The organism is Nonomuraea solani, from assembly GCF_900108335.1.
Taxonomy (GTDB): domain Bacteria; phylum Actinomycetota; class Actinomycetes; order Streptosporangiales; family Streptosporangiaceae; genus Nonomuraea; species Nonomuraea solani.
Genome location: NZ_FNVT01000025.1, coordinates 42,528 through 66,923, shown reverse-complemented (window position 1 = coordinate 66,923; position 24,396 = coordinate 42,528). Strand labels below are relative to the sequence as shown.

21 protein-coding genes are annotated in these 24,396 nt (G+C 71.3%); 12 read left to right on the top strand and 9 right to left on the bottom strand.

The annotated features are described in order from the left end of the window. Window positions 1-6: 6 nt before the first annotated feature. Together C4V41_RS51065 and C4V41_RS51060 are read right to left on the bottom strand one after the other, a co-directional pair. A complete protein-coding gene (locus C4V41_RS51065; RefSeq protein ID WP_103963330.1) occupies window positions 7-1,740 on the bottom strand; it encodes an ABC transporter ATP-binding protein in 1,734 nt (577 codons plus the stop codon). Next, complete coding sequence (locus tag C4V41_RS51060) at window positions 1,737-3,407, bottom strand: ATP-binding cassette domain-containing protein (RefSeq protein ID WP_103963329.1); 1,671 nt, start codon at window positions 3,405-3,407, stop codon at window positions 1,737-1,739. The genes C4V41_RS51065 and C4V41_RS51060 overlap by 4 nt, the downstream gene beginning before the upstream one ends. A 101-nt stretch (window positions 3,408-3,508) precedes the next feature. On the opposite strand from C4V41_RS51060, the gene C4V41_RS51055 reads away from it, so the two are divergent. From C4V41_RS51055 to C4V41_RS51045, 3 genes are read left to right on the top strand one after another with little or no spacing between them, the layout of a single operon-like run. Continuing rightward, complete coding sequence (locus C4V41_RS51055; RefSeq protein ID WP_103963328.1) at window positions 3,509-4,099, top strand: TetR/AcrR family transcriptional regulator; 591 nt, start codon at window positions 3,509-3,511, stop codon at window positions 4,097-4,099. Between the two features lie 8 nt (window positions 4,100-4,107). Further along, window positions 4,108-4,776: a two-component system response regulator CseB gene (gene cseB, locus C4V41_RS51050; RefSeq protein WP_103963327.1), complete on the top strand. Its 669-nt coding sequence runs from the start codon at window positions 4,108-4,110 to the stop codon at window positions 4,774-4,776. A 44-nt stretch (window positions 4,777-4,820) separates the two neighbouring features. Further along, window positions 4,821-5,795 (top strand): WD40 repeat domain-containing protein, encoded by a 975-nt coding sequence (locus tag C4V41_RS51045; RefSeq protein ID WP_160150679.1) that lies wholly within the window; start codon window positions 4,821-4,823, stop codon window positions 5,793-5,795. Window positions 5,796-5,849: 54 nt separating this feature from the next. Here C4V41_RS51045 and C4V41_RS51040 read toward each other — a convergent pair whose 3' ends face one another. Next, window positions 5,850-6,662: an alpha/beta fold hydrolase gene (locus tag C4V41_RS51040; protein WP_103963395.1), complete on the bottom strand. Its 813-nt coding sequence runs from the start codon at window positions 6,660-6,662 to the stop codon at window positions 5,850-5,852. Window positions 6,663-6,721: 59 nt separating this feature from the next. Between C4V41_RS51040 and C4V41_RS51035 the strand changes: the two genes are divergently transcribed. After that, window positions 6,722-7,588 (top strand): LysR family transcriptional regulator, encoded by an 867-nt coding sequence (locus C4V41_RS51035; RefSeq protein WP_103963325.1) that lies wholly within the window; start codon window positions 6,722-6,724, stop codon window positions 7,586-7,588. 68 nt (window positions 7,589-7,656) lie between these two features. Here C4V41_RS51035 and C4V41_RS51030 read toward each other — a convergent pair whose 3' ends face one another. Together C4V41_RS51030 and C4V41_RS51025 are read right to left on the bottom strand one after the other, a co-directional pair. Then, a complete protein-coding gene (locus C4V41_RS51030; protein ID WP_200824818.1) occupies window positions 7,657-9,162 on the bottom strand; it encodes an MDR family MFS transporter in 1,506 nt (501 codons plus the stop codon). Then, window positions 9,159-9,749: an NADPH-dependent FMN reductase gene (locus C4V41_RS51025; protein WP_103963324.1), complete on the bottom strand. Its 591-nt coding sequence runs from the start codon at window positions 9,747-9,749 to the stop codon at window positions 9,159-9,161. Before C4V41_RS51025 ends, C4V41_RS51030 begins: the two co-directional genes overlap by 4 nt. A gap of 110 nt (window positions 9,750-9,859) precedes the next feature. Here C4V41_RS51025 and C4V41_RS51020 point away from each other — a divergent pair, with 110 nt between their 5' ends. The 6 genes from C4V41_RS51020 to C4V41_RS50995 all read left to right on the top strand — a co-directional run bounded on the left by C4V41_RS51020 (window position 9,860) and on the right by C4V41_RS50995 (window position 17,119). Then, window positions 9,860-10,579 (top strand): TetR/AcrR family transcriptional regulator, encoded by a 720-nt coding sequence (locus tag C4V41_RS51020; RefSeq protein ID WP_103963323.1) that lies wholly within the window; start codon window positions 9,860-9,862, stop codon window positions 10,577-10,579. 88 nt (window positions 10,580-10,667) lie between these two features. After that, window positions 10,668-11,105 carry a YciI family protein gene (locus tag C4V41_RS51015; protein WP_103963322.1) on the top strand — a complete coding sequence of 146 codons (438 nt, stop codon included), beginning with the start codon at window positions 10,668-10,670 and terminating at the stop codon, window positions 11,103-11,105. A gap of 37 nt (window positions 11,106-11,142) precedes the next feature. Continuing rightward, complete coding sequence (locus tag C4V41_RS51010) at window positions 11,143-12,378, top strand: RNA polymerase sigma factor (protein ID WP_200824817.1); 1,236 nt, start codon at window positions 11,143-11,145, stop codon at window positions 12,376-12,378. Between the two features lie 453 nt (window positions 12,379-12,831). Next, window positions 12,832-14,430 carry a phospholipase A2 gene (locus tag C4V41_RS51005; protein ID WP_200824816.1) on the top strand — a complete coding sequence of 533 codons (1,599 nt, stop codon included), beginning with the start codon at window positions 12,832-12,834 and terminating at the stop codon, window positions 14,428-14,430. A 101-nt stretch (window positions 14,431-14,531) separates the two neighbouring features. Beyond that, on the top strand, window positions 14,532-16,574 hold the full coding sequence (locus C4V41_RS51000) for a S8 family serine peptidase (protein ID WP_103963320.1): 2,043 nt from the start codon (window positions 14,532-14,534) through the stop codon (window positions 16,572-16,574). Between the two features lie 53 nt (window positions 16,575-16,627). Then, window positions 16,628-17,119 (top strand): hypothetical protein, encoded by a 492-nt coding sequence (locus tag C4V41_RS50995; RefSeq protein WP_235030900.1) that lies wholly within the window; start codon window positions 16,628-16,630, stop codon window positions 17,117-17,119. Here the strand turns inward: C4V41_RS50995 and C4V41_RS50990 are convergent. Then, window positions 17,100-18,326 (bottom strand): MFS transporter, encoded by a 1,227-nt coding sequence (locus tag C4V41_RS50990; protein WP_103963319.1) that lies wholly within the window; start codon window positions 18,324-18,326, stop codon window positions 17,100-17,102. The genes C4V41_RS50995 and C4V41_RS50990 overlap by 20 nt on opposite strands. 29 nt (window positions 18,327-18,355) lie before the next feature. After that, the gene (locus C4V41_RS50985) at window positions 18,356-18,910 is read right to left on the bottom strand and encodes a TetR/AcrR family transcriptional regulator (protein WP_103963318.1); all 555 of its coding nucleotides are present in this window, start codon (window positions 18,908-18,910) and stop codon (window positions 18,356-18,358) included. Window positions 18,911-18,978: 68 nt separating this feature from the next. Between C4V41_RS50985 and C4V41_RS50980 the strand changes: the two genes are divergently transcribed. Further along, window positions 18,979-19,887, top strand: a complete 909-nt coding sequence (locus tag C4V41_RS50980; RefSeq protein WP_103963317.1) for a DMT family transporter — start codon at window positions 18,979-18,981, stop codon at window positions 19,885-19,887. Window positions 19,888-20,693: 806 nt separating this feature from the next. Further along, on the top strand, window positions 20,694-22,403 hold the full coding sequence (locus C4V41_RS50975) for a hypothetical protein (RefSeq protein ID WP_103963316.1): 1,710 nt from the start codon (window positions 20,694-20,696) through the stop codon (window positions 22,401-22,403). A gap of 47 nt (window positions 22,404-22,450) precedes the next feature. On the opposite strand, the gene C4V41_RS50970 is transcribed toward C4V41_RS50975, so the two are convergent. Beyond that, the gene (locus C4V41_RS50970; protein ID WP_103963315.1) at window positions 22,451-23,161 is read right to left on the bottom strand and encodes a cytidylate kinase family protein; all 711 of its coding nucleotides are present in this window, start codon (window positions 23,159-23,161) and stop codon (window positions 22,451-22,453) included. Between the two features lie 106 nt (window positions 23,162-23,267). Next, window positions 23,268-24,263: a WD40 repeat domain-containing protein gene (locus C4V41_RS50965; RefSeq protein WP_146104108.1), complete on the bottom strand. Its 996-nt coding sequence runs from the start codon at window positions 24,261-24,263 to the stop codon at window positions 23,268-23,270. Between the last annotated feature and the right edge of the window lie 133 nt (window positions 24,264-24,396).

The following is a 24,396-nucleotide window of genomic DNA, read 5'->3' as shown; positions in this document are numbered from 1 at the left end:
GGCGTCTCACAAGGCGTCGCGCTGGATCGCGTACAGGTCGGCGTAGAGGCCGGGCCGGGTGACGAGGTCGTCGTGAGAGCCGTGCTGGACGACGCGTCCGTCGTCCAGCACGACGATCAGGTCCGCCATCCGTACCGTGGGAAAGCGGTGGGTGATCAGCAGGGTGACGGCGCCGGGGTGGCGGCGGGCGGCCTCGGCGTAACGGGCGAAGACGGCGCTCTCGGCCGGGGCGTCGAGGGAGGCGGTGGGCTCGTCCAGGACCAGGAGCAGCGGTGACGTCCGCATCGAGGCTCTGGCCAGGGCCAGCCGCTGCCACTGGCCGCCCGAGAGGCGGACGCCGTGCTCGAAGGTGTCGCCCAGTTCGGTGGCCAGGCCGTGCGGGAGGCCGGCGATCAGGTCGAGGCCGCCGGCCTGGGCCAGTGCCGTCGTGACGGCGGCGCGGTCGTGGAGGCGGGGCAGGTCGCCGACGCCCACCGCTTCGGCGGCCGGCAGTTCGAAGCGGGCCAGGTCCTGGAACACCGCGCTGACGCGGGCGCGCCAGTCGGCGGGCGACAGGCCGCTGAGAGGGACGTCGTCCAGGACGATCTCGCCACGGGTCGGCCGGTAGAGGCCGCAGAGGAGCTTGGCCAGGGTGGTCTTGCCCGAGCCGTGCGTGCCGACCAGGGCGACGGTGGCGCCGGCGGGCAGGTGGAGGTCGAGGTCGCGCAGGACCTCGCGTTCGGTGCCGGGGTAGGTGAAGGAAACCTGGCGCAGCGTGATGCCGTGGGTGAGACGCCGGGGCGGCCGTGCGGTGGCGGGCGGGGCCGGGCGGGCGTAGCGGCGCAGCCAGGCGAGGCGGGCGGTGGCGCGCAGGCCGGCCGAGACCGAGCCGAGGTGGAAGGCCAGGCGGGCGGCCTGGGTGACGAACTGCACGCCGACCGTCGCCACCAGGACGATGTCGCCGGTCGTGGCCTGCTGCCGGTGGGCCAGCCAGGCGGTGCAGCCGAGCGCGGCCACGTATCCGGCCAGGAACGTGGCGGAGCCGGCGAAGGTGAGCAGGGCGGCGCGGACTCCGGCCCTGGACAGGGTGGCCGACGCCTCCTGCCAGTGGTGGGCCGCCTTCGCCTCCAGGTAGGGGGTGGCGGCGTTGAGGCGGAGTTCCCTGGCCGGGTCAGGGGCGGTGATGGTGTCGGTGAGGTGCTGTTCCAGGCGGGTGGTCTCGGCCGTGCGTTCGGTGGCGGTGTCGAGGTGGCGGGTGGCGCGGCCGCGTACCAGGAGGGAGGGCAGCACGGCGCCACCCATAAGGAGGGGCAGGACCGGGTGTACGGCGGCCATGAGCGCCACGCCGAGGCCGATCTGCGCGGCGTGCTCGACGACCAGGGCGAGCGCCCACACCGCGAAGTAGAGGTGCCGGCTCTCCTCGCGCAACATCTGGAGCCTGTCCAGGTACGCGGGCCGCTCCAGGTGCTCGATCGTGGGGACACCGGAGGTGAGGGTGAGGATCTCCTCCTGGACCGCCAGGCCCATGCGTTCGGCCAGGTCCTGCATGAGGGCCAGTTCGGCGCGGCCGAGCGCCACGCCCGTGGCCAGCGCGGCACCGGCGGCGACGGCCCAGAGGATTCCGGCGCCGTCGGTCAGCTCGCGCAGGAAGACCCCGACCAGGCCGTGGCTGACGGCGCCCGAGAGGAGGAACGCGGTCAGGATCACGACGGCCCGGCGGTCGGTGCGCCAGGCCAGGGCCGGCAGCGTGGCCCAGGTCATGTGATCAGGCTCGCTTGGAGGCGGTACCAGTGCGCGTACCGGCCGCCCGCGGCCATCAGCTCGGCGTGGGTGCCCTGTTCGGCGATGGCGCCGCCGTCGAGGACGGCGATGCGGTCGGCCCGGCGCACGGTGGCGAAGCGGTGGGAGACGAGGATCACGGTACGGCCCCGGGCGTGGTCGAGGAGGCGATCGAAGACCTCGCGTTCGGCCCGGGCGTCCAGGTGGGCGGTGGGCTCGTCCACGATGAGGACCTGGCGACCGGCGCGCAGGGCGTACACGGCCCGGGCCAGCGCGACCTTCTGCCACTGGCCGCCGGACAAGTCGCGGCCGCCGGTGAAGGCGCGCGACAGCGGGGTGTCCAGACCGCCGGGGAGGACGTCGAGCAGGTCGAGGGCGTCCACGGCGTCGAGGGCGGCCAGGACGTCCGCGTCCGTGCCGTCGTGGGCCGGGGCGCCCAGGCGGACGTTGTCGCGCAGCGGTAGCGGGTGGCGGGTGAAGTCCTGGAACACGACGGCGGTGTCCAGGGCGGGGGCGACCGTACCGCTCCGCGGGGTGTAGAGGCCGGTGAGCAACTTGACCAGGGTGGTCTTGCCGGCGCCGTTCAGGCCGACGACGGCCAGCCGTTCGCCGGGGCGGATCCGGAGGGACAGGTGCCGGAGCAGCGGGCGTTCGGTGTCCGGGTAGGTGAAGGTGACGTCGTCGAGCGCGATGCCCTCGCCGGTGGTGGCGGGGACGGGGGCTGGAGGGGTCAGCAGGCGCAGGGTGGCCCGGTAGGGGCCCGTCCCGTACGCGATCTCGAACATCTGGTGCCCGCCCGCGCCGTAGGCGAAGACCAGCAGGGCGGCCAGCAGGCACTGGGCCAGGGCGCCCGCGTCCAGCCGGCCCGTGGCGGCGTACCAGGCCAGGATCGCGAACGTGCCAGCGGCGGTGATCAGTTGCAGGGCCAGCACGCCCGCGTAGCCGCGGACCACGGCGCGGCGGGCATGGGTCTGCGGGGTCAGGTAGGCGCGCATCGCGGCGACGTACCGGCCGGTGAAGAAGCCTCCGAGGTCGAAGACGCGGATCTCCTTGGCCGCGCCGGGGCCGCCGGCGACGTCGGCCAGGTAGTCGGCACGGCGCCGGCGGCGGGTCTGCCCGGGCGTGTCGGCCAGCGCGTCGATGCCGGTCAACATGGTGACGATGCGGTGGTTCTGGGCCAGCGCGAGCGCCAGGGCGGCGGCGGCCGGCCATCCCACGTGCACGGCCAGGACCGCCGCGCCCAGCGACGCCGAGGCCAGCCTGCCAGCCTCGCCCGCCGCGGCCACCGCCGCCGTTCCCGGGGTCCTGCCGCGGTGCCCGTGCACGGCGAGGCGCATGTCGGCCCGCACCCGCGGGTCCTCCAGGCGCGGCAGCGGCATGGCGGCGGCGGTGGCGCGGATCCGGGCGCGCAGCACGCCGTCGATCCGGCGGGCCGCGGCCGTGCCGGCGGGCTCGCGCAGGGCCGTGCAGAGCTCCTGGGCCAGCAGGGTGAGCAGCAGCGCGACGAGTGAGGCGAGGCCGCCGCCGGAGACCAGGTGGCCGAGCGGGATCGTGCCGAGTGGCCCCAGCACGGCCGCGCCCGCGCTCAGCACGATCAGGGGCAGCAGGAGCCGGAGCCCCGCCAGCGGCAGCAGTCTGAGGGACGTCACGTCAATCCAATGCGATCACATCGGTTTGCCATGCGTCCGACGGTAACCTCGCTAGACTGGCTCCGTCAAACCGATGTGATCACCTCGGAAAGGTGGGGTCCGTGGCGCGGGGGCTCGGAGTGCGGCACGAGGAGCGGCGGCACCAGATCGCCGACGCCGTGCTGGCGATCGTCGCCGAGCGCGGCCTGGGCGCCGTCTCACTCACGGAGGTGGCGGCGCTGGCCGGGATCTCGCCGGGGCGCGTCCAGCACTACTTCCCCGCCAAACGGCAACTGGTCGAGGCCGCCTTCGAGCGCGGCAACGAGCTGAGCGCCGCCCGCATCAAGGGGCTGGCCGGTGACGCAGGGCCTCGCGTGACGCTCACCACCGTGCTCACCGAGCTGATCCCGTACGACGCCACCACGCGCGCCCATATCCGCGTACGCCAGTCCTTCCACGCCCAGGGCTTCGCGGACGAGGGCATCGCGGCCCGGCTGCGCGGCCTCTACGAGGGCTTCCACCGCGAGCTGGCCGGCCTCATCGGCGCCGAGCAGCGGGCCGGGCGGATCGCCGCCGGGCTGGACGCCGGGCAGGCGGCACTCGACCTGGTGGCGCTGGCCGAAGGGCTCGCCGCGTACGTCCTCCTCGGCGTCACCCCCGCCGCCGTGGCCCGGGAACGGATTCTGGCGGCCATCGGCGGCCTCTACCCGTAAGGTGCAGCGTGACCTCCATCCTGCTCGTCGAGGACGACGACGTCATCCGCAAGACCGTCTCGATGGCCCTCGAGCGCTACGGCTACCGCCTCGCCACCGCCGCCGACGGGCTCGGCGGCCTGGAGTCCTTCCAGGCGGGCGGCCACGACCTGCTGCTGCTCGACGTGATGCTGCCCGGCCTGGACGGCATCGGCCTGTGCCGCAGGATCAGGGAGTTCAGCCAGGTGCCGATCCTGATGATGTCGGCCCGTGGCGACTCGCTCGACGTGGTGTCGGGGCTGGAGGCGGGGGCCGACGACTACGTGGTCAAACCGGTCGACGTCCCGGTGCTGGTGGCCCGGATCAGGTCGCTGCTGCGCCGGGCCGCCGCTCCGGAGCCGTCCTCCCCCGGGCCGCTGACGTTCGGCGAGCTGAGCGTGGACCCGGCCGCGCTGGAGGTGCGGCTCGCCGGGCGGATCGTGGAGCTGGCGCCGACCGAGTTGCGGCTGCTGCTGGAGTTCGCCGCCCATCCCGGGATCGTGCTGGAGCGGGCCACGCTGCTGCGCGACGTGTGGGACTACGGGTGGGACGGTGACAGCCGCGTCGTCGACCTGTGCGTGCAGCGGCTGCGCAAGAAGATCGGCGCCGACCTGATCGAGACCGTGCGCGGGTTCGGCTACAAACTGCGCAAGTCCTGAGATCTCGACGATCTTTGTCGGTGGAGGTGCCTATGTTGTGCGCCATGACATCAGAGCCGTTATCCGTGGCGGAGTTCACGAGCAGGGTTTCTCATTGGGGTCATGGGGCCGGCATCGCCGCGGTGACCAGTGGTGTCCTCGAAGGACGCTGGGTGGTGGTGACCGGCGGCCAGGATGCGACGGTGCGCGTGTGGGATCTGCGGTCGGGTGAGCCGGTGGGCGGCCCGCTGACGGGTCATACCGGCCCGGTGCGATGCGTCACGGCCACGGTGGCCGACGGCCGGTTGATCGTGCTCAGCGGCGGCGCGGACGGCACCATACGGGTCTGGGACCCCGTGAGCGGCGAGCAGGTGGGCAAGCCGTTCACCGGCCACACCGGTGCCGTCTGCGCGGTGGAGTCCGCCGTGGTGGACGGCCGGCTCCTGGCCGTGAGCGCCGGGATCGACAGGAGCATCCGCGTCTGGGACATGAGCACAGGTGAGCAGACCGTGCGGCCTCGCTCAGATCAGCGCGCCTGGGTTCGCGATGTGGCCGTCACCACCATCGACGGCCGGCCATGTGCGGTGGCCGGCACCCGCCAGGGCCACCTGCGGATCCGGGACCTGGCCACCAACCGCGACGCCGGCCCGGACCTCGGCGGCCCGGACCGTGTCGTCCGGTACTTCGGGGATCCTGTCGACAAGATCGTTGCCACCACGGCCGCCGATGGCCGGCCCATCGCCGTGGCCGGCCGGATCCACGACAGGATCACGGTGTGGGACGCCACCACCGGCCATCCTGTGGCCGACCTGCCTGCCGGCGGCCAGGCTCTGGCCGCCGGGATCGTGGACGGCCGGCCGATCGCGGTCACCGGCCTCGCCCGCACGGCCAAGGTGTGGAATCTGGTCACGCACCAGCAGATCGGCTCCGACCTGTCCTTCCCCCACCCCGTCACCGCCGCCGCCATCACGCCCGCCGGACACCTCGTCGTCTGCTCTGACCAGCACATCACCGTCCTGGCCGCCGCCCCCGCGCCGTAACGACGCGTCGCCGAGAACAGCATGCGGCCGGGCCGGCGGGCCGAAACCCACCGCTCAGGACAGGAAGAAGTCCGCCAGCGCCTTCGCGACGGCGGCCGGGTCGTTCTCCATCGGGATGTGGCCGGCCCCGGGAATGCGGACGAGGGTGGTGTTCGGCATCTCGGCGGCGAACCGCTCGGCGTGCCGTACCTCCTGGAAGGTGTCGTCCTCGCCCCAGACCAGCAGCTTCGGCGTCTCGTCGGCCCGCAGCGCCGGCACGAGGTCGAGGGTGTAGCGGCCGTCGGCCGCGCCGGCCAGCGCCATCCAGGAGCGGCCGACCCGCAGGTCGTGCCACGGGCTGAGATAGTCGGCCAGCTCGGCCTCGGTGGCCGGGCGGCCCAGTGCCGTCGTGACGGCGGTGCGGCGGGCGGTCAGCAGGTCCTCGACGGTGGCCGCCGCCACCACGGCCGGGTCGCGGAAGCGGGCCACGCCGGGCACCGGCCAGGAGTCGTACGTGACCGAGTTGACCAGCGCCAGCCTGCGCACCTTCACCGTCCCGGCGGCCAGCAGGTGCTGCGCGACCGCGCCGCCGATGTCGTGCCCGGCCACGGCCAGCGGCTCGTCCGCGCCCAGCGCGGCGGCGAACCGGGTCACCCACGCGGCCAGCGCGGGCACCGCGGCGGTCGCCATGGTCAGCTCGCCCTCGGAACGCCCCAGGCCGGGCAGGTCCACCGCCACCGGCCGCAGCCCGGCCGCGGCCAGGTCGCCGAGCACCGGCTGCCAGACCCGGCTCCAGTAGGTGCCGTGCAGCAGCAGCACCATCGGGCCTTGCTCGCCCGCCGTCAGATAACTGGCCCGCAGGCCGTCCACTTCGATCGTCTTCCTCATGCCCATAACCATCGTGTTCTGATGGGGGCCCGGTCAAATATCAACTAGGGTATGCCGCTATGACGTTGGCGCAGCTCAGGATCCTCGTCGCGGTCGCCGAGCAGGGCGGCTTCACCGCCGCGGCCGAGGTGACCGGCATGTCCCAGCCGGCCGTCAGCCGGGCCGTCGCCACGCTGGAGCGCGAGCTGGGCGCGGCCCTGTTCGTCCGCCATCGCGACGGCATCGCCCTCACCGAGGCGGGTCGCCGGGCGCTGGACCGGGCGCGCGAGACGCTGCGGCACTTCGACCTCATCCGCGCCGACGTGGCCGCCGCCAGCGGGCAGATCACCGGTGAGCTGCGCCTGGCCAGCCTCCCCAGCGCCACGGGCACGCTCGTCGCGAGACTGCTGCGCGCGTTCACCGACCGCTACCCCCAGGTCCGGGTACGCCTGTTCGAAGGCGTCGACGACGACATCCGCGAATGGCTGCGGCGCGGCGCCGCCGAAGTGGGCGTGGTCACCCTGCCCGCCCCCGGCCTGCACACCGCCCACCTGAGCACCCACGACATGGTGGCCGTCATGCCGGCCGGCCATCCGCTGGCCGGCCGCGCGGCGGTGCGCCTGCCGGACCTGGCCGGGCAGCCGTTCATCCTGACCACCGCCGGCTGCCGGCCGCTGATCATGGGCGCGGCCCTGACGGCGGGGGTGCCGCTGGACATCGCGTTCGAGGCCAGTGGCCCGTCGGCCATTCTGGAGATGGTGGCGGCCGGGCTGGGGATCAGCATCGTTCCCACGCTGGGCCTGCCCGCCGACCTGGGCGCGGTCGTCACCCGGCCGCTCCACCCCGGCATGACCCGCTCCCTGGCCCTGGCCGTCCCGTCGCTGACCGACTGCGCCCCGACGGCCCGCGCCTTCCTGGACGAGCTGGCCGCCCTCACGAAGCCGTAGGGAACCCGCTTCCGGCACGGGCCGTTCATGAGCGTGCTCTTCCTTTCTCTGCTGGAGCCGGTGCCGGATCAGCGGTGGGCGTGGCCGCGGGCGGTGGCGGGCTCCGTGGGCAGCGGGGTCTCCCGTACGAACCAGGCGGCGGCGAAGGCGAGTGCCGCCAGGACCGCCGACCCGATCAGCACCCCCTGCAGGCCCGCGCTGACCGCGTCCCGCACGGCGTCGCGGACGGGAGCGCTCAGTGCGGGCATCAGTTCAGGGGTGAGCCCGCCGCCCGCCGTCAGCCGTGCGGCCTCCCCCGGCCCGAGGGCGTCGGCCAGCCCCGCCTCCATGCGGCCGCCGTAGACGGCGCCCAGGAGGGCGATGCCCAGGGAGCCGCCGATGGTGCGCAGCAGCGTGACGGTGCCGCTGGCCGCGCCCATGTCGCGGGGGCCGGCGCTGTTCAGCGTGAGCAGCACGGTGCTCTGCGTCAGCAGTCCGACGCCCACCCCGGCGATCACCGTGAGCGCGGAGGCCAGGCCCGCGCCGGTGCCCACGCCCAGCACGGTCAGGGCGAGCACCCCGGCCACCAGGACGCCGCCGCCGAGGATCGGATAGACGCGGTGGCGGCCGGTGCGGCTGATCAGGTGGCCGGTGACGAGCTGGGCCGCGAGCATGCCGAACATCAGCGGAAGCAGCAGCATCCCGCCGGCCGTCGGCGAGGCGCCCTGGACGAACTGCAGATACTGCGGCAGGTACGCCGTCACGGCCATCATGACGGCCCCGGCCAGGAAGCTGAGCACCTGGGCGAGCGTGAAGTTCCGGTCGTGGAAGAGGCGCGGCGGGATGACCGGCTCCCCGGCCCGCCGCTCGGTCCTGACGAAGGCGGCCAGGCAGGCGACCGCGACCGCGCCCAGGGCCAGGATCTGCGGGGACGTCCACGCGTACGTGATGCCGCCCCAGCTCGCCAGCAGCGTCAGCGCCAGGATCGCCGCGGTCAGCAGCACCGCCCCGAGGTAGTCGATCCCGGCCTTGACCCGCTCCCCCACCGGCCGGATCCAGAGCCCGACCACGAGCAGCGCCACGGCCCCGACGGGGACGTTCACGTAGAACGTCCACCGCCAGCTCAGGTGGTCGGTCAGCAGGCCGCCGAGCAGCGGCCCGCCGATGAAGGCGACCGGCATCATGGCGCCGACCATCGACTGCACCTTGCCGCTCTCGCGGGGCGGCACCAGCACGCCGATGATCGACAGCGCGCCCACCATCAGCCCGCCCGCGCCGAGCCCCTGCACCGCCCTGAAGGCGATGAGCTGGCCGATGTCCTGGGACAGCCCGGCCAGCACGGAGCCGGCAAGGAAGATCACGATCGCGGTCATGAACGTGCCCTTGCGGCCGTACAGGTCGCCCAGTTTGCCCCAGATGGGGGTGGTGGCGGCCGTGGCCAGCAGGTACGCGGTCACGACCCAGGACAACCGGTTCAGCCCGCCGAGCTCACCGGTGATCGTGGGCAGGGCGGTGCCGACGATCAGGCCGTCCAGCATCGCCAGGAACATGCCGAGCATCAGCCCGAACACGCCCGCGTACAGGGAACGGCTCATGCGCCGTAAGGACGTGTGGTCCTGGCCTCGCGCAGGGTGTGCCCCCACCAGGCGAGCTGGTCGAGCATGGCCTTGGCGGCCGCGTCGCCGCCGGGGTTGTCCGCGGTGCCGTCCATGCCGATCTGGGCCCACGGCGCCTGCAGGCCGACGGCGTCGCGCATGGTCACGGCGTGCAGCTCGGCCATGACCAGCCGGAGCTGCTCGACCGCCCGCAGCCCCGCCGAGAAACCGCCATAGCCCACGAAACCGACCGGCTTGGCGTGCCATTCGCGGCCGTGCCAGTCGATGGCGTTCTTCAGCGCGGCGGGGAAGCTGCGGTTGTACTCGGGGGTGACGATCACGAACGCGTCGGCCCGGGCCATCCTCGGGGACACGGCCGACAGCAGCTCCAGGGCCTCGGCCGACTCAGGCGGCTGCCCCAGCACCGGGAACACGGTGGGCAGCGGGGTCTCGACCAGGTCGATGAGGTCGGCGGCCATGTCGTCGCGGCGTTCGAGGTGGGCGCGGATCCAGTTCGCCACGACGGGGCCGAAGCGGCCGTCTCTGGTGCTGCCGATCAGGACGGCGACATTCAAGGGGGCATTCATGGAGAGCTCCTTGTGTACAACGTATCGATGCGGAGACAACGTACACATCGCTGTGTACGTTGTCTACTCCTGATACGTTGTATACGACACCGCGCACAGGAGGATGCTTGATGGCCGCTCAGAAGGACGGGGCCCCGCTGTGGGAGCGCCTCGAACGTCCCGCGCCGGCGCCCCGCCAGACCCTGTCCTCCCAGCGGATCGCGGCCGCGGCCGTCGCCATCGCGGACGCGGAGGGGCTCGACGCCATCACCATGCGCCGCCTGGCCACCGAGCTGGGGGTGGCGCCGATGGCCGCGTACCGGTACGTGTCGGGCAAGGACGAGCTGCTGGAGCTGATGGTCGACCACGTCTACACCGAGCTGGAGCTGCCGCCCGGCACGGCGGGGTGGCGGGAGACGCTGCGGGCGATCGCCGTGGAGACGCGGGAGCTGATGCTCCGGCACCTGTGGCTCGGCCAGTTGCCGCCGAGCGCCGTGCTCGCGCTCACGCCGAACCGCACGGCGGTCTCGGAACGCGCGCTGAGCGCCCTGGCCGGGCTGGAGCCGGACACCGCGATGGCCGTGGCCACCACCGTCAGCTCGTACACGCTCGGCATGACCGGCTCGGAGATCGCGATGCGGCAGTTCATGGCCGGTCAGGGGTGGGCGGACGAGCAGCAGGTGTACACGAGCCTGGCGCCGCAGCTCACGTACCTGCTCGACACCGGCCGTTATCCCGCCTTCGAGCGCTACATTCACGAGGGCCGGTGCAAGAACGATCCGGCCTGGCAGTTCGAGACCGGGCTCGAATATGTTCTGGACGGCATCGCCGCCCGGATCGCGGCCGATTGAGGAACCGTGTCGATCCGGGCCGGCGCCGTTCGACGCGTTGACGAGACCGGCCCCCCAGGGCCGGTGAGAGCACCGGAGGAGACGACCGATGAAGTTCATGATCGTGGGCAAGGCCAGCCCGGAGACCGAGGCCGGGACCCTGCCGAGCCAGGAGCTCGTCGACAACATGCACGCCTACAACGAGTCGCTGGCCAAGGCGGGGGTGCTGCTGGCGGGTGAGGGCCTCTATCCCAGCTCGGCGGGGGCCCAGATCGCCTACAGCGGCGGCAAGGCGAGCGTGATCGACGGGCCGTTCGCCGAGGCCAAGGAGCTCATCGCCGGGTTCTGGCTGATCCAGGTCAAGTCGCGCGAGGAGGCCATCGAGTGGGCCCTGCGCGTGCCGGTCCCGCCGGACCACGACGGGATCGGGCTGGACGTGTGGCGGGTGTTCGACGCCACGGACGTACCGGACGAATCGACGCCCGCCGAGGAGCGCGCGTACGAGGAGGGGCTGCGCGAACGGCTCGGCGTGGACGACCCGCGCTGAGGTTGCGGGGCGGGCGCCGTGCTGGTCTCATAAGCCCGTGACGGCTTCCGACACCCATCGCACGATCGAGGCGGTCTGGCGCATCGAGGCGGCCCGGCTCATCGCCGGGCTCGCCGGGATGACGCGCGACGTCGGTCTCGCCGAGGAGCTGGCGCAGGACGCCCTGGTCGCCGCCCTGGAGCAGTGGCCGGAGTCCGGGGTGCCGCGCAATCCGGGCGCCTGGCTGATGACCGTGTCCAAGCGCCGCGCCATCGACCTGTTCCGCAGGAACGAACGCCTCCAGCACAACCTCAACGAGCTCGGCCACCGCCTCGACACCCAGGAGGAGCTGCCCGAGATCGACGAGATCGAGGACGACCTGCTGCGGCTGGTGTTCACGGCCTGCCACCCCGAGCTGTCGGTGGAGGCCAGGGTGGCGCTGACGCTGCGCGTGCTCGGCGGCCTGACCACCGACGAGATCGCGCGGGCGTTCCTGGTCCCGGAGCCGACCGTGGCCCAGCGCATCGTGCGCGCCAAGCGCACCCTGGCCGACAAGAAGGTCCCGTTCGAGGTGCCGCAGGGCGCGGAGCTGGCCGGGCGCCTGTCCTCGGTGCTCGAGGTCATCTACCTGGTCTTCAACGAGGGCTACTCGGCCACGGCGGGCGACGACTGGATGCGCCCGGGGCTGTGCGAGGACGCGCTGCGGCTGGGGCGGGTGCTGGCGGGCCTGATGCCCAAGGAGGCCGAGGTGCACGGCCTGGTCGCCCTCATGGAGATCCAGGCGTCCAGGTCGGCGGCCCGCGTCGGCCCGTCAGGCGAGCCGATCCTGCTGCTGGAGCAGAACCGGGCCCGCTGGGACCGGCTCCTCATCAGCCGCGGCCTGGCCGCGCTCGACCGGGCCGAGTCCCTCGGCGACGCGCCGGGCCCCTACACCCTGCAGGCCGCCATCGCCGCCTGCCACGCCAGGGCCGTCGATCCGCTGGACACCGACTGGGTGCGGATCGCGGGCCTGTACGAGGCACTGGCCAAGATGTCCCGCTCCCCCGTCGTCGAGCTCAACCGGGCCGTGGCCCTGTCGATGGCGTACGGGCCCGCCGTCGGGCTGGAGCTCCTCGACCAGATCGTGGACGAGCCGTCGCTGAAGGGCTATCACCTGCTGCCGAGCGTACGCGGTGACCTGCTGTTCAAGCTGGGACGCCGGGAGGAGGCGCGAGCGGAGTTCGGCCGCGCGGCCGGAATGACCCGCAACGCCCGCGAACGCGCCCTTCTGGAGGAGCGCGCCGCGTCCTGTTGATCCCTCATGCTGCTACGTCAAGCAGCGGATCATGGATGGGAGCGGGATGGACGCCGAGCAGGTCAACGTGTCGGCCGTGGAAGTCCGGTTCGCCGTCAAGGACAAGACCGGCCGGCGCCGCCCGAATTTACGATCCGATCGCGTGCGGAGAGGCGGGCGACCCCGTCCACGGCGTTTTACCCAAGTATTATCGCGAAGCATCATGGTAATTTTAGGCGGACGCTCCACATAATCGCCATAAAGTCACTACATCGCCTCTGACCTGCGAAAACAGCGTGACATAAAGGCGTAATAATATAGCTCCGTGCGCGATTTAAGCACCATTGAGAAACGGCGTCCAGATCTTGTCGCGCGATTTGTCATGACCTACTCTCCAGGTGATCAAATCACTCGACTCCATTCTTTCCGGAGGCCGCCTTGCGCCGATTAGCGCTGCCCCTCGCCGTCACGGCGATGATTGTTCCCCTGCTGTCCGCCCAGGCCTCCGCCGAAGCGGTCGACGAGCCGCCGCTGGCCGAGATCCAGGAGCTCGGTCCCGGCCAGTACGCCACCGACAACGGGACCTTCAAGATCGCCGAGCTGGACGTGTCCGCCGGCCTGATCAGCCGCAAGCACGGTGTCGCCATGGGCGACGGCAACCTGGCCCGGCCGCAGTCCGCCCCCTCCACCCGCCCCGAACTGGGCGTCTTCGGGCCCGGCTGGCTGGCCGAGTTCGCCGGCGGGCAGCTCAACCGGCGGCTGGAGGTCCAGAACGGCGCCATCGTCATCACCGAGCTCGACGACGGGACGTCGGCCCGCTACACCCTGAAGAGCAGCGTCGCCTTCCCCGACGGCGGCGGCATCCAGACGTACGAGACCACCGACGGCGCCAAGCTCACCGAGACCACCCGGTGGGACGCGGCCATCGGAGCGATGCGCACCACGACGTCCGAGACGATCGCGATCGACCAGACGGTCCAGGACCCGGACGACGCCCCCTTCACCAACGACGACGGCACCCCGATCAGCGCCGCCGACCTGGCCTACACCTACACCTGGGCCCGGCAGTCCGGCCTGTCGAGCACCGACACCTGGCGGGTGACCAGCGTCGGCAACACCGCCTTCGGCAAGTCGACGGTGGCCTACGACGGCCAGGGCCGCATCAGCACCATCAAGGAACCGGCCGGCGCGGAGACGCCCGAGTCCGTCCTCCGCTTCACCTACGCCACCACGACCACGGCCACGGGCACGTCGGTCGGAGACTTCGCGGGCCGGCTCAAGAACGTCACGGTCGCGTACGGGACCGAGGCGCCGCAGACACAGGCCAGCTACGGCTACGACACGTCGGGGCTGCTGCGTACGGTGAACGACCCCAGCTCGGGCACCGGCCTGGCCAATTACGCCTACGACCCGGTCGGGCGGCTGACCTCGATCCAGTCGGTCACCAACGGCGGCTGGCAGATGAGCTTCCCGGCCGGCGCCGCGGCTCCCCAGGTGAGCTCCACCGACCTCGACCTGCCGGTCGCCGGCGGGCCGATCGAGGGCGCCACCGGGATCAACGACCCCGCCGCCACGGAGCCGCCGCTGACCGACTTCCTGCCGGAGGGCATCGACCCGCCGCAGGCGTACCCGAAGAAGTGCAGCACCGCCGCGAACTGGATGTGGTACACGAAGATCGGCTGCTCGGCCTGGGCGGCGCACTACGGGTGGCACAAGCCGGGCTGGAAGCGTACCGCCAGCGGCTACAAGGTCATGGGCATCAATCACGACCACTGCACGTCGAGCGCCGACCGTCCGAGCGGCTTCGACTTCCGCCCGGCCTGCGACTCGCACGACTACGGGTACGGCCTGATCGGGAACACGTACAAGGGTTACAAGTACTACCTCGACCGTAGCCGCAAGGCCGACGTGGACAGCCGTTTCTACATCACCATGCGCGACAAGGTGTGCAACGGCTACTTCATCCTGGTGCGCGGGCTCTGCAAGAAGATCGCCGGCGCGTACTGGCTGGGCGTCCGCCTCAAGGGCAAGCCCAAGAACGGCGCGGACGCGACGAAGCGACCGAGGCCGTAAGGACTTCCACCAGTGCCGGATGGCGGGCGGGAGCCGCCATCCGGCAACCCCCTCATGTCGGCGTCGTTCCAGGGATCTCTTACGTAAGGGTGCGATACTTCATGAAATTTTCCGTTTTATCCTGTGTCGCCGCGGTGCTGGCCGCCACGGCGATCGTGAGTGCGCCGGCCCAGGCGACGTCCGCCCAGGCCCAGCAGAGCACGGCGGCGGCCGCCCCGTATGTCGAGCCCGGGTTGCTTTCGCGGGTCACCGCCGCCGGCAAGCTCAGGGTCAACGTGCTCACCAAGGCCAGGACCGACCTGCCGGCCGCGGCCACCAACGGCGAGGTCGTCCAGATGTTGTCCCGCTTCCCCGTGGTCACGCTGCGCGTCGACGCGGCGGCGGTGACCCGGCTGTCCCAGTTGCCGAGTGTGCTGAGCGTGACCGAGGACCGGCCGGTGCCGCCGGTGCTGGCCGAGAGCGTCCCGCTGATCGGCGCGGACAAGACCCGCGCGGCGGGCATGACCGGCGCGGGCAGCGTGGTGGCCGTGCTGGACACCGGCGTCGCAGTCAACCATCCCTTCCTGAAGGACCGGGTGCTCAGCGAGGCCTGCTTCTCCACGATCGACCCCGACTACTCCGCCACCAGCCTGTGCCCCAACGGTGAGTCCGAGCAGGAAGGGCCCGGCTCCGCGGACACCGATCAGGGCCCCTGCGCGGACGTGGCCCTGGACTGCGATCACGGCACGCACGTGGCCGGCATCGCGATCGGCAACGGTACGGGCGTGACCGGCGCGCCGCCCGCCGGCGTCGCCCCCGGCGCGGAGCTCGTCGCCATCCAGGTGTTCAGCAAGTTCACCTCGGAGTACTGGTGCGGCGCGGGATCCTCCCCGTGCCTGCTGAGCTTCACCAGCGACCAGCTCTTCGGCCTGGAGAAGGTCCTCGCGCTGCAGGAGAGCGGCGTGCCGCTGGTGGCCGCCAACATGAGCCTGGGCGGCGGCCAGTACACCGCGGCCTGTGACGAAGATCCGCTCGAACCGGTCATCGAAGACCTCCGCACCGCCGGGATCGCCACCGTCGTGGCGGCGGGCAACAACGGCTTCGGCGCCGCGGTCAGCTCCCCGGCGTGCGTGTCCTCCGCCGTCACCGTGGGCGCGAGCACCGACGAGGACGGCGTGGCCACCTTCAGCAACCGGGGCGCCATGCTCGACGTGTTCGCCCCCGGCGCGGGGATCATCTCCTCGGTGCCCGGCGGCAAGTGGGCCACGATGAGCGGCACCTCGATGGCCGCCCCGCACGTCACCGGCGCCCTGGCGGTGCTGCGCCAGGCCAAGCCGACCGCGACGCTGGCGGAGCTGGAGGCGGCGATCAAGAGCGCCGGCAAACCGATCACCTACTCCGGCGTCACCACCCCGCGCCTGCAGCTCGCCGCCGCCGTGAACGGCGGTGAGGAGCCCCCCGAGGACGGCGAGGCCTGGTCCATCCCCTTCTTCGAGAACGTCAAGGACACCCCCATCCCCGACCACGGCAACGTGACCTCCTCCATCCCGATCAGCGGGATGCTCGGCAGCGCCCCGGCCACCCTGGAGATCTACGTCGACATCCATCACACCTGGCGCGGCGAGCTGAAGATCGACCTGATCGCCCCGGACAACAAGGTGTATCCGCTCCGGGCTCCTGAGGCCACCGACAGCGCCGACGTCCTGCACGAGACCTACACCGTCAACGCCAGCGCCTCGCCCGCCAACGGCACCTGGAAGCTGCGCGTGGAAGACGTCGAATGGGTCGACACCGGATTCCTCGACGCCTGGTCGATCAGCATGCCCTGCTTCGGCAACTGGGACGACGTCGACATTCCGGACCCCGGTGTGGCCGAATCCAGCATCATCCTGGCCTGGCTCGACGGCAACGCGCCCTCCCGTACGCGCGTGCACGTGGAGATCGGGCACACCTGGCGCGGCGACCTGAAGATCGACCTGATCGCCCCGGGCGGCAAGGTCTACCCGCTGCGCGCCGCCGACGCCAAGGACGGCACCGACAACATCAACGAGAGTTATTGGGTCAGCGCGACGGTGTCACCGGCGAGCGGAACCTGGAAACTCCGCGTCGAAGACCTGGCGAAGGGAGACAAGGGCTACATCGACGGCTGGACCCTGACCCTCTGACACCGCTCCTGCCCGGTGCCGTCGGGTGCCGGGCAGGCTGCGATCATCGTCGGATGGATCATCGTTCCCGGATTCGACGACGGCTGCGGTCGCTGGCGTGGGTGGAGTTGCTCAACATCCCGTTGCAGGCGGTGATCTGGTTCGTCGTTGCCGGGTTCCCGGTGACGGTGGCGAACGGCGTGGGTTTCGCGTTGTTCGCGCTGCTCCTGCTGCAGGGATCCGGGTACTGGTTCGCCAAGCTCCGCCAGCTCGCCACCCACGACAGGTTTCTCCCAGGGGCCGGCGCCTTCGCCGCCGCGCGCCGGGCCGACGTCGTCGTGCTGGCCGCCGGCCTGGCGTTCCTCGTCTGGGCGATGGTGGCCGATCCGGGGGCGGGAAGCTGGCCTGGGCTGGGGTTCGGGCTGTTCGCGGCGCTGGAGCTGGTGAACTACTTTCACGTCCAGCTCATGTACGACACCGCCGAGGATCTCCGTTACCTGCGCTCGCACGGCCTGCGCCGCGCCCACCTGGCCCGCGATCTCTCGGTCAGGCGCCGGCGCCCATGAGATCGGCTGCTCGCCCGCTCTCGGCCAGGTGGCGGGCCCGATACAGCGGCACCGCCGCCGCGACCAGCCCGGCCGCGCAGACCAGCACGACGGGCCACGCCTGCACGGTGACCGGCGGCATCGGGTCCGAGGGCGGCTCGGCCAGGTAGCCGAGCACCACCACCTGCAGGTACGACGCCGCCATCGTCGCCAGGCCGGCGAACAGGAGCATCGCGGCCAGCGTACGGCCGAGCAGCCTCGGCGGTGTGATGGCCTGGCGGTGGCTGAGCAGGGCCACCCCGGCGGCCGTCGCGCCGGCCCACGGCACGAACGTGCCCAGCCCGTACCAGAGCACGGCCAGCCGGCCTGAAGCGGCGACGGCGAGAAGGAGCGCGAACGGCTGGGTGGCCAGCAGCGCCGTCCAGGCCAGCCGGAAGGGGTGCACACGCCGCCCGAGCAGCAGCGCCGCCACCGCCCCCACCGGCACCGCCAGGTCGTTGATCCCCGTCGCGACGCTCGCGCGTGACCCGGCGAGCTCTTCGAGCAGCGGTTCCAGCAGGGCGGCCGCGACGACGTACACGGTGATGGCCTTGAGCACGGGATGCGCCCAGACGAACCGCACCCCTTCGGTCATCTCCCGCCACCAGCCCGTACGGGGCGGCGCGGGTTCCTCGGGCACGTCGATGCCCCGGAACAGCAGCGCGCAGCCCGCGAACGCGACGGCCGCCAGCGCCAGCATCAGGTCAGGCCGGGTGAAGGCCAGGGGCAACAGCCACGCGGCCAGCCCGCCGGCGAGCGCCACCACCGCGTTGACCTGCGTCAACCGCCCGCGCTCGACGACCGTCGGCAGATAGACCTGCGCGGCGAGCTGTGCGGCGGTCCACAGGACCGGCACCAGCACGACGGCCGGGAGGAGGTGCGGGAGCGTGATCTGCCCCAGCCAGCCGGCGACGGCGAAGGACGCCAGCGTCACGGCGCTCAGCAGCGCCGTCGTCACCAGCGCCGGACCGCGCCGCACCCGGTCGAGGACCACGCCGATGGGAAGGGCCAGCACCAGCGACAGCAGCACGACCGTCATGGAGGCCAGCCCGGCCTCGGCCAGGGACTCGCGGGCCCGATCGAACAGGAGGTAGATGAGGGTGCTGGGGACGGCGAACATGCCGATCTGCTGGGCGGTGGCACCGGACAGGAACAGCCAGAAGGGGCGCCGGGTGTGGGGGGTGGACACTCCGGCAATCTTGGGACAAAAGACGCCAATCAGCAAACGTTGGAGGCCAGGAGGGCTCGGACCTGTTCGCGCGCATGGCCGATGGGGTCGGCGAAGACGTTCAGGCCGTGGGCGACAAGCGCTCCTTCGTGCAGCAGCATGCACGTGCGGCCCAGATCCCCGGCGAGGCCGGTGAACAGGTCGAGCATCCACTGCTTCTGCCCGATGATGATCGGGTACGCCGGGTGGGACGGATCGCTGATCTCCGCGTGCGCGTTGACCATGCTGCACCCCTTGGAGCCGTTCTCCTCCGACCACGCGCGTGAGGCGTCGAAGACGGCCAGGACGCGCGCCGCCGGCGCCGGCCCCGCGGCGTCGAGGCGCTGGGCGAGGAAGGCCCGCCAGCGTTCGTCCCGATCCGCGAGATACTCCACGACGATCTGCTCCTTGGAGCCGAACCGGTCGTAGAGGGTCTTCTTCGTCACGCCGGCCTCGGCGGCGATCAGGTCGACGCCGACGGCATGGATGCCACGCTCGTAGAACAGCCGCCCGGCGGCCTCCAGGACGCGCCGCGCGCCGGGCGTCCGGCCCTTGGTAGTGCTCACAGCCCAACAGTATACCGATCTGTATAGTAAGTCGTAAGTATACCGATCTGTATAGCTTTGGGAGAGCCATGAACTTCCTGCTCTCGATCGCCTTCGTGCTCTGCTGGAGTTCCGGGTTCATCGGGGCCAAGCTCGGCGCCGGCAGCGCGTCCGCGATCACGATCCTGATGTGGCGGTTCCTGCCGCTGGCCGTCATCCTGATCGCCGTCGCCGCCGTCTCCAGGACGTCGTGGCGGGGCCTCACCGCGCGGGACGTGGTCCGGCAGGCCATGATCGGCGCACTGTCGCAGAGCGGCTATCTGCTCACCGTCTACTACGCGATCCAGCTCGGGGTCTCCAGTGGCACCACCGCCCTGATCGACGGCGTCCAGCCCCTCGTCGCCGGAGCGCTCGCCGGCCCGCTGCTGCGTCAGCACGTCTCGCGCAAGCAGTGGCTCGGCCTGTGCCTGGGTGTGGGCGGCGTCGCCATCGTCACCCTGGCCGACGCCACCGCCGGCGCCGGTGTGGCCTGGTGGGCCTATCTCATCCCCTTCCTCGGCATGTTCTCGCTGGTGGCGGCCACGTTTCTGGAAAGCCGCTCCCGTACGCGGGTCGCGCCCGCCGCGTCGATGACCGTCCACTGCGTCACCAGCGCCGTCATCTTCACGGCACTCGCCGTGAGCACCGGGGCCGCGCTACCGCCCGCCGAGCTCTCGTTCTGGGCCGCGATCACCTGGCTCGTGGCCCTGTCGACCTTCGGCGGGTACGGGCTGTACTGGCTCATTCTGAGGCGTTCCGGAGTGACCAAGGTCAACACGCTCATGTTCCTCATGGCCCCGGTCACGGCGGTCTGGGGAGCCCTCATGTTCGGCGAACCCTTCGGCCCGCAGACCGCCCTCGGCCTGGCCATCGGCCTCGCGGCGGTCGTCATCGTCCACCGCGGCGACCCCTCGCCCACCAGGAACACGGACGAGGCCGCGAGCCACGTACGAGCCTGACGCCCGGCCACCGGGAATTGCCGGTAAATGATCAAAACGGCGCACCGCCCCATTGGTCAATGCCCGCAGTAAATGCTCTAGTCCGAGAAACCATGCGACACGTTGCCGGTGCAGCACTTATCGCAGTCGCCATCGCCGGATGTGGTGCGGCGGGGTCGCCATCCGGAGATCTTTCCCCGGCGACAACATATAGGCCCGCCACCAGTGGCGGCTCCACGGAGTCACCGGCGGTCGGCACGAAGTATCCGTTCGTCCTTTACACGCATTGCGGGCTTCGGTCCGCACATTTCGGTGGACGCCGGTGGCCCCCCAGAACAGCCACATCCCGACGGCAAGGACGAAACCGCCGGGATATCTCGTATGGTTCACCTGGCAAGGCGGATCGGCTGATTTCGTACCGTCACCTTCGGAGCCGATGCCACCCTGCCAATGATCGGCTAGCGATAGATGGAGTAGATCGACGCGAGAAGAACGGGGTTCTCGAAGAAAGAAAACCCCAGCCCCCGGTTGAGAACGAACGACTCAAACGTAGCCAGGGCACACAGAAGCGCCAGGAGATCAAAAGTCGCGGACTTAATCAAAGAATCAATTACGGGCGGATGTCATTGACGACATCCCATGTCATTCGGCAATGGCAACCTTGACCTGGATTGCGATGGGGTGGCGCAGCGGGAACGTCACCTCCTTCGCCTGCGACATTCTGGGCACCCGGCGCCTCACCATCATCGAAACCGCTAAGATCGCGTCTCGTGCTTCCGGATGGTTTATGGCGAATTATCAGGCTTGGAGTCGTAAGCCTGGTTCTTGTGGCGGCGGTCGTGGGCCTGGTGCTCGGCGACGCCTGGCTCTGGGCGGCCGTCGAATGGTCGCCGCCAGGCGATGCGGAGTTCTACTCTCGCGGCGGGTTCGACACCCTGACGGTCGCGGCGCTGCTCGTGGCCGCCCTGGTGAAGGCCGCGCTCCTGTGGCTGATCCTGCGTCCCCCCGCGCCGGGACCGCTGGATCGCCGGGCGAAGGTGCTGCGCCGGCTGCTGTATCTGGCGGTGGCGTACACCCTCGTGCCGTGGTGGCCGATCGCGCTGCTCCCCGACGGGTTCGACACGGCGTTCCGGCTCGCGCAGTGGACCGCGATTCACATCCTCTACCTGCTCGTCATCCGCTGGCGGTCCCGCATGCTGTGCGCCGCGGCCGGGGCGATGTTCGCGGTCGAGCTGGCTGGGACGGCCAACGTCCTGCTCTTCGAACTCGGCCTCCAAGAGCTTGGATCGGGCGGCATCGTCGAAGTGGGCTCGCTGCTGGGCGGAGCGGCGACGATCATCCTCACGGTCGTCGGGCAGAGGCGCGACGGCCGGTGGAGCCGCGGCACACTGGCCGCCGGGTGGTCGTCGGTGGGCGTCTACGCGCTGGTGGTCCTGCTCGGCACGCTCTTCAGCGGCAGTCTGGCGATACTGGTCATGACGAACGCGGCGGGGCTCGTCAGCGCCGTGTGGGCCGCGGCGACCGCCCGTGAACTGCCCATCGAGGAGCGCCCGGCGGACCCGCCGCCCGCGCGGCGGCGCGCGATCCGCGTCGCGGTGGCGGCCGTGACCGTACTGCCGATCATCGCACTGATCCACCCGGAGCAGGCCGCGCACCTCACCTACACCGGCTCGACGACCGACTGCTACGACCGGCCCGCCTCCGGCGATCTGAAACCCGCGGAACGCGACGCCACGTTCCTGTGCCTGGTGCGGAGCAGAGACGGCGGAGTCCCGCCCATGTTCCCGGACAGCCTGTCGGACCAGGCGATCCTCGCGTACGGGCGGGCGCTGTGCCGCACAGAGGACCGCGCCGAGCAGGAGGCGCTTCTGACGCGGGCCGGGAGCGCGCGGCCCGCCTGGGCCGCGGCCCCGTGGAACCTCGTCTACGTGTGCCCGGAGACCATCGGCGAAACCCATCCCGAGCTGCTGCGGTCGGCCACGGAGGCGGAGGCGGCGACCACCGCCTACATCCTCGAGGAGAACGCGCAGTGCCGCGACCCGTGGCCCCGCACGAAGGGTGTCGCCCAGGCCACGGCCAAATACTTCCTGTTCGTCGACGGCGATCCCGGCTATCTGGTCCACGACCCCGAGGACGAAACGGCTGAGAAGGATGCGGAGCAGGCGATGGACAGGGTCTACGACGACAGCGTCCAAATCGGGGTGGCCGGCAGCGCGGCGCTCGTCGGGCACGTCGCAGACGTCACCAACCTGTGCCTGACGGTGAAGGCCTTCCACGCCGCGCCGCCGCGGCGGACGGCCGGGTGGCGTCAGGTCAACGAGGTGCCGATCGTCAGCCGCACCGGCCGGCTCACCGTGCCGGAGAGGGGCGAGGGAGGAGAGGTCGGCGCCGATGCCCCGATACCGAACCTGGCGATCGCGGGGAAGGGCCGCTACCGGCTCCGTGTCTACGTGCGCATCGACGATGCGGGCGACGAGCAGCACCTGGTCGTCGTGTTTCCGGGTACGTCGAGGAAGAGGCTCAAGCTGGAGCCGTGAGCGGCGGTGCTCGGTCAGGCCGGGGGCCGCACCGCCTGGAGCGATCGTCAAATCCCGTGCGGCCGGACTTCCCAGGTCGGCCGCTGGAGCTGGTCGTTGTACACGATGATGTCGGCGTGGTCGGTGGGGCGGGCCGTGGCGAAGTAGAGCTTTTGGGAGGGGATATAGCGATTGCGCCAGGACCGTTCGATGTCGGCGGTGCCGGCGGTGCTCGCGGTGTCGGCGGTGGACCCGGCCGGCGCCGTGCCTCGGTCCCGGGCGCGATCTATCGTCCGCTCGAAGGGGACGGACACGAAGATGCGCAGGTCCCACCGGCCGATGAGTTCTGGGCGCAGGAGGAAGACACCGTCGAAGAGCAGTACGGCGTCCGCGGGGGCGGTCGTGACCGGCGGGGACGATGGAGTGTCGCTGTCTCTGTCGTAGACCGCGTGCCGGAACCTTCGGTCGCCGCCTGGGCCCAGCGGATCGAGCAGGACCCGGCACAGCGCGGCGTGGTCGTGGGCGTCGAAGTAGCAGCCTTCGGCCGAGTACCGGCCGCGTCGGTAGCGCTGTGCACGGGGGACGAGGAAGTCGTCGATGGTCGCGCGGATGACGTCGCGATCCTGCGCGCGCAGGACGACGGCGAGCTCGTCGGCCAGCGTGGTCTTGCCGGCGGCGGGCGGCCCGTCGATGGCGACCCGCAGCGGGTGCGCGACCGTGACGGACCTGATCGCCTCGGCCAGCCGGCTGATGAGCTCGCCGCGGGTGCCTTGGTCCATTGCCGCCTCTCTCAAGTTCAGCACCTCCACGTCAGGCCGGCGTGGACGAGATGGGGTGCGTCGATCGCACGCCGGTGGGCCCGGGCGGACTCGATCGGTTTGAGACCTACGGACGATCACCGGGAAGGTATACCCCTCCCGGCCGATCCGCGGGCAGCCATCGAGCGACCCGGGTCCGTTCGCCGATGCTCTGGCAGACGATGCCGTCGCGCAGGAGAATCGGCTCGTCGCGCTCGGCGCCGGGCAGTTCGAGAAAACCCAGCCATTCGCCGGTCGGGATGTCCAGGAAGACCAGCGCGACGGACCGCCAGTCGAGATCGCCGCCGATCCACCGCTCCCGCTCCACGACGGCGGCGAGCGTCCGGCCCCGGACGAACATCGGCCCACCCAGGCTCAGCTCCTCGTCGTCGGTACCGAGCGCGCGAAGCCCGGCGACGAACGGCCGGCGCGGTTCGACGTCCGCTCGGAGCAGCTCGTAGCCGCCGGCCAGGTCTCGCCTGCTCGGTACGGGGTCTCGCCAGCGAACCGCCGACACGTACGCGTCGGAGTCGAGCACCACCAGCTCACCGGCCGGCGAGAACGCGATCCCCGTCACCCGCTCACCAGGAATGTCGGCGGCCGGCGACGATGAGCGGGAATCGGCGCCGTACACCCGCAGCCGACCCTCCACGACCTCGGCAACGGCCAGGATCACGGTGTCATCACCAGAGCATGCCGCGAACGCGACGGCGGTCGACGGCGCCGGCGCGCAGGCGACCTCGACCCCTTCACCCCAGGTCTCCAGCGGCACGGTGCCGATACGGGTCAATGTCCGGACATCGAGCAGGTTCAGCCGCACGGGGCCGTCCGGCCGCGCCTCCCCGAAGAGGAGGTACGAGCCGTCGGCGGTGAACTGCAGCCAGCCGGCACAACGCCCGTCATCCGCGATCCCTTGGCCCCGGCTCGTCCCATCAGTCCAGCCGTCTCGCTCTGTGCTGCCGCCCGGGTACCTGTACGCCTCACCGCGGGAACACCACAGTTCGACCGTCAGGTCGTCACACAGAATCGCGATGCTCTCACCGGCGGGATGGACGGCCAGCTCGCGGTACGGCCCGGTCGGCACACAGGACATCACCGGGGCGAGCCCGTCATGAGCATCATGGACGGTGACGAGCTCCGGCTGCGCGAGAGCAACGTATCGCCCAGCCGGGTCCACTGAGACCAACCGCCCGGCGGCGTCCCCGACCTCAGCAATG

What these genes read in the sequence shown, in the direction of transcription:
- C4V41_RS51005 (WP_200824816.1), top strand. Translation starts at nt 12,832, where the DNA reads ATGATTGTTCCCCTGCTGTCCGCCCAGGCCTCCGCCGAAGCGGTCGAC.
- C4V41_RS51000 (WP_103963320.1), top strand. Translation starts at nt 14,532, where the DNA reads ATGAAATTTTCCGTTTTATCCTGTGTCGCCGCGGTGCTGGCCGCCACG.
- C4V41_RS50980 (WP_103963317.1), top strand. Translation starts at nt 18,979, where the DNA reads ATGAACTTCCTGCTCTCGATCGCCTTCGTGCTCTGCTGGAGTTCCGGG.
- C4V41_RS50995 (WP_235030900.1), top strand. Translation starts at nt 16,628, where the DNA reads ATGGATCATCGTTCCCGGATTCGACGACGGCTGCGGTCGCTGGCGTGG.
- C4V41_RS51020 (WP_103963323.1), top strand. Translation starts at nt 9,860, where the DNA reads ATGGCCGCTCAGAAGGACGGGGCCCCGCTGTGGGAGCGCCTCGAACGT.
- C4V41_RS51045 (WP_160150679.1), top strand. Translation starts at nt 4,821, where the DNA reads ATGACATCAGAGCCGTTATCCGTGGCGGAGTTCACGAGCAGGGTTTCT.
- C4V41_RS51035 (WP_103963325.1), top strand. Translation starts at nt 6,722, where the DNA reads ATGACGTTGGCGCAGCTCAGGATCCTCGTCGCGGTCGCCGAGCAGGGC.
- C4V41_RS51030 (WP_200824818.1), bottom strand. Translation starts at nt 9,162, where the DNA reads ATGAGCCGTTCCCTGTACGCGGGCGTGTTCGGGCTGATGCTCGGCATG.
- C4V41_RS50970 (WP_103963315.1), bottom strand. Translation starts at nt 23,161, where the DNA reads ATGGACCAAGGCACCCGCGGCGAGCTCATCAGCCGGCTGGCCGAGGCG.
- C4V41_RS51065 (WP_103963330.1), bottom strand. Translation starts at nt 1,740, where the DNA reads ATGACCTGGGCCACGCTGCCGGCCCTGGCCTGGCGCACCGACCGCCGG.
- C4V41_RS51040 (WP_103963395.1), bottom strand. Translation starts at nt 6,662, where the DNA reads ATGAGGAAGACGATCGAAGTGGACGGCCTGCGGGCCAGTTATCTGACG.
- C4V41_RS51025 (WP_103963324.1), bottom strand. Translation starts at nt 9,749, where the DNA reads ATGAATGCCCCCTTGAATGTCGCCGTCCTGATCGGCAGCACCAGAGAC.
- C4V41_RS51015 (WP_103963322.1), top strand. Translation starts at nt 10,668, where the DNA reads ATGAAGTTCATGATCGTGGGCAAGGCCAGCCCGGAGACCGAGGCCGGG.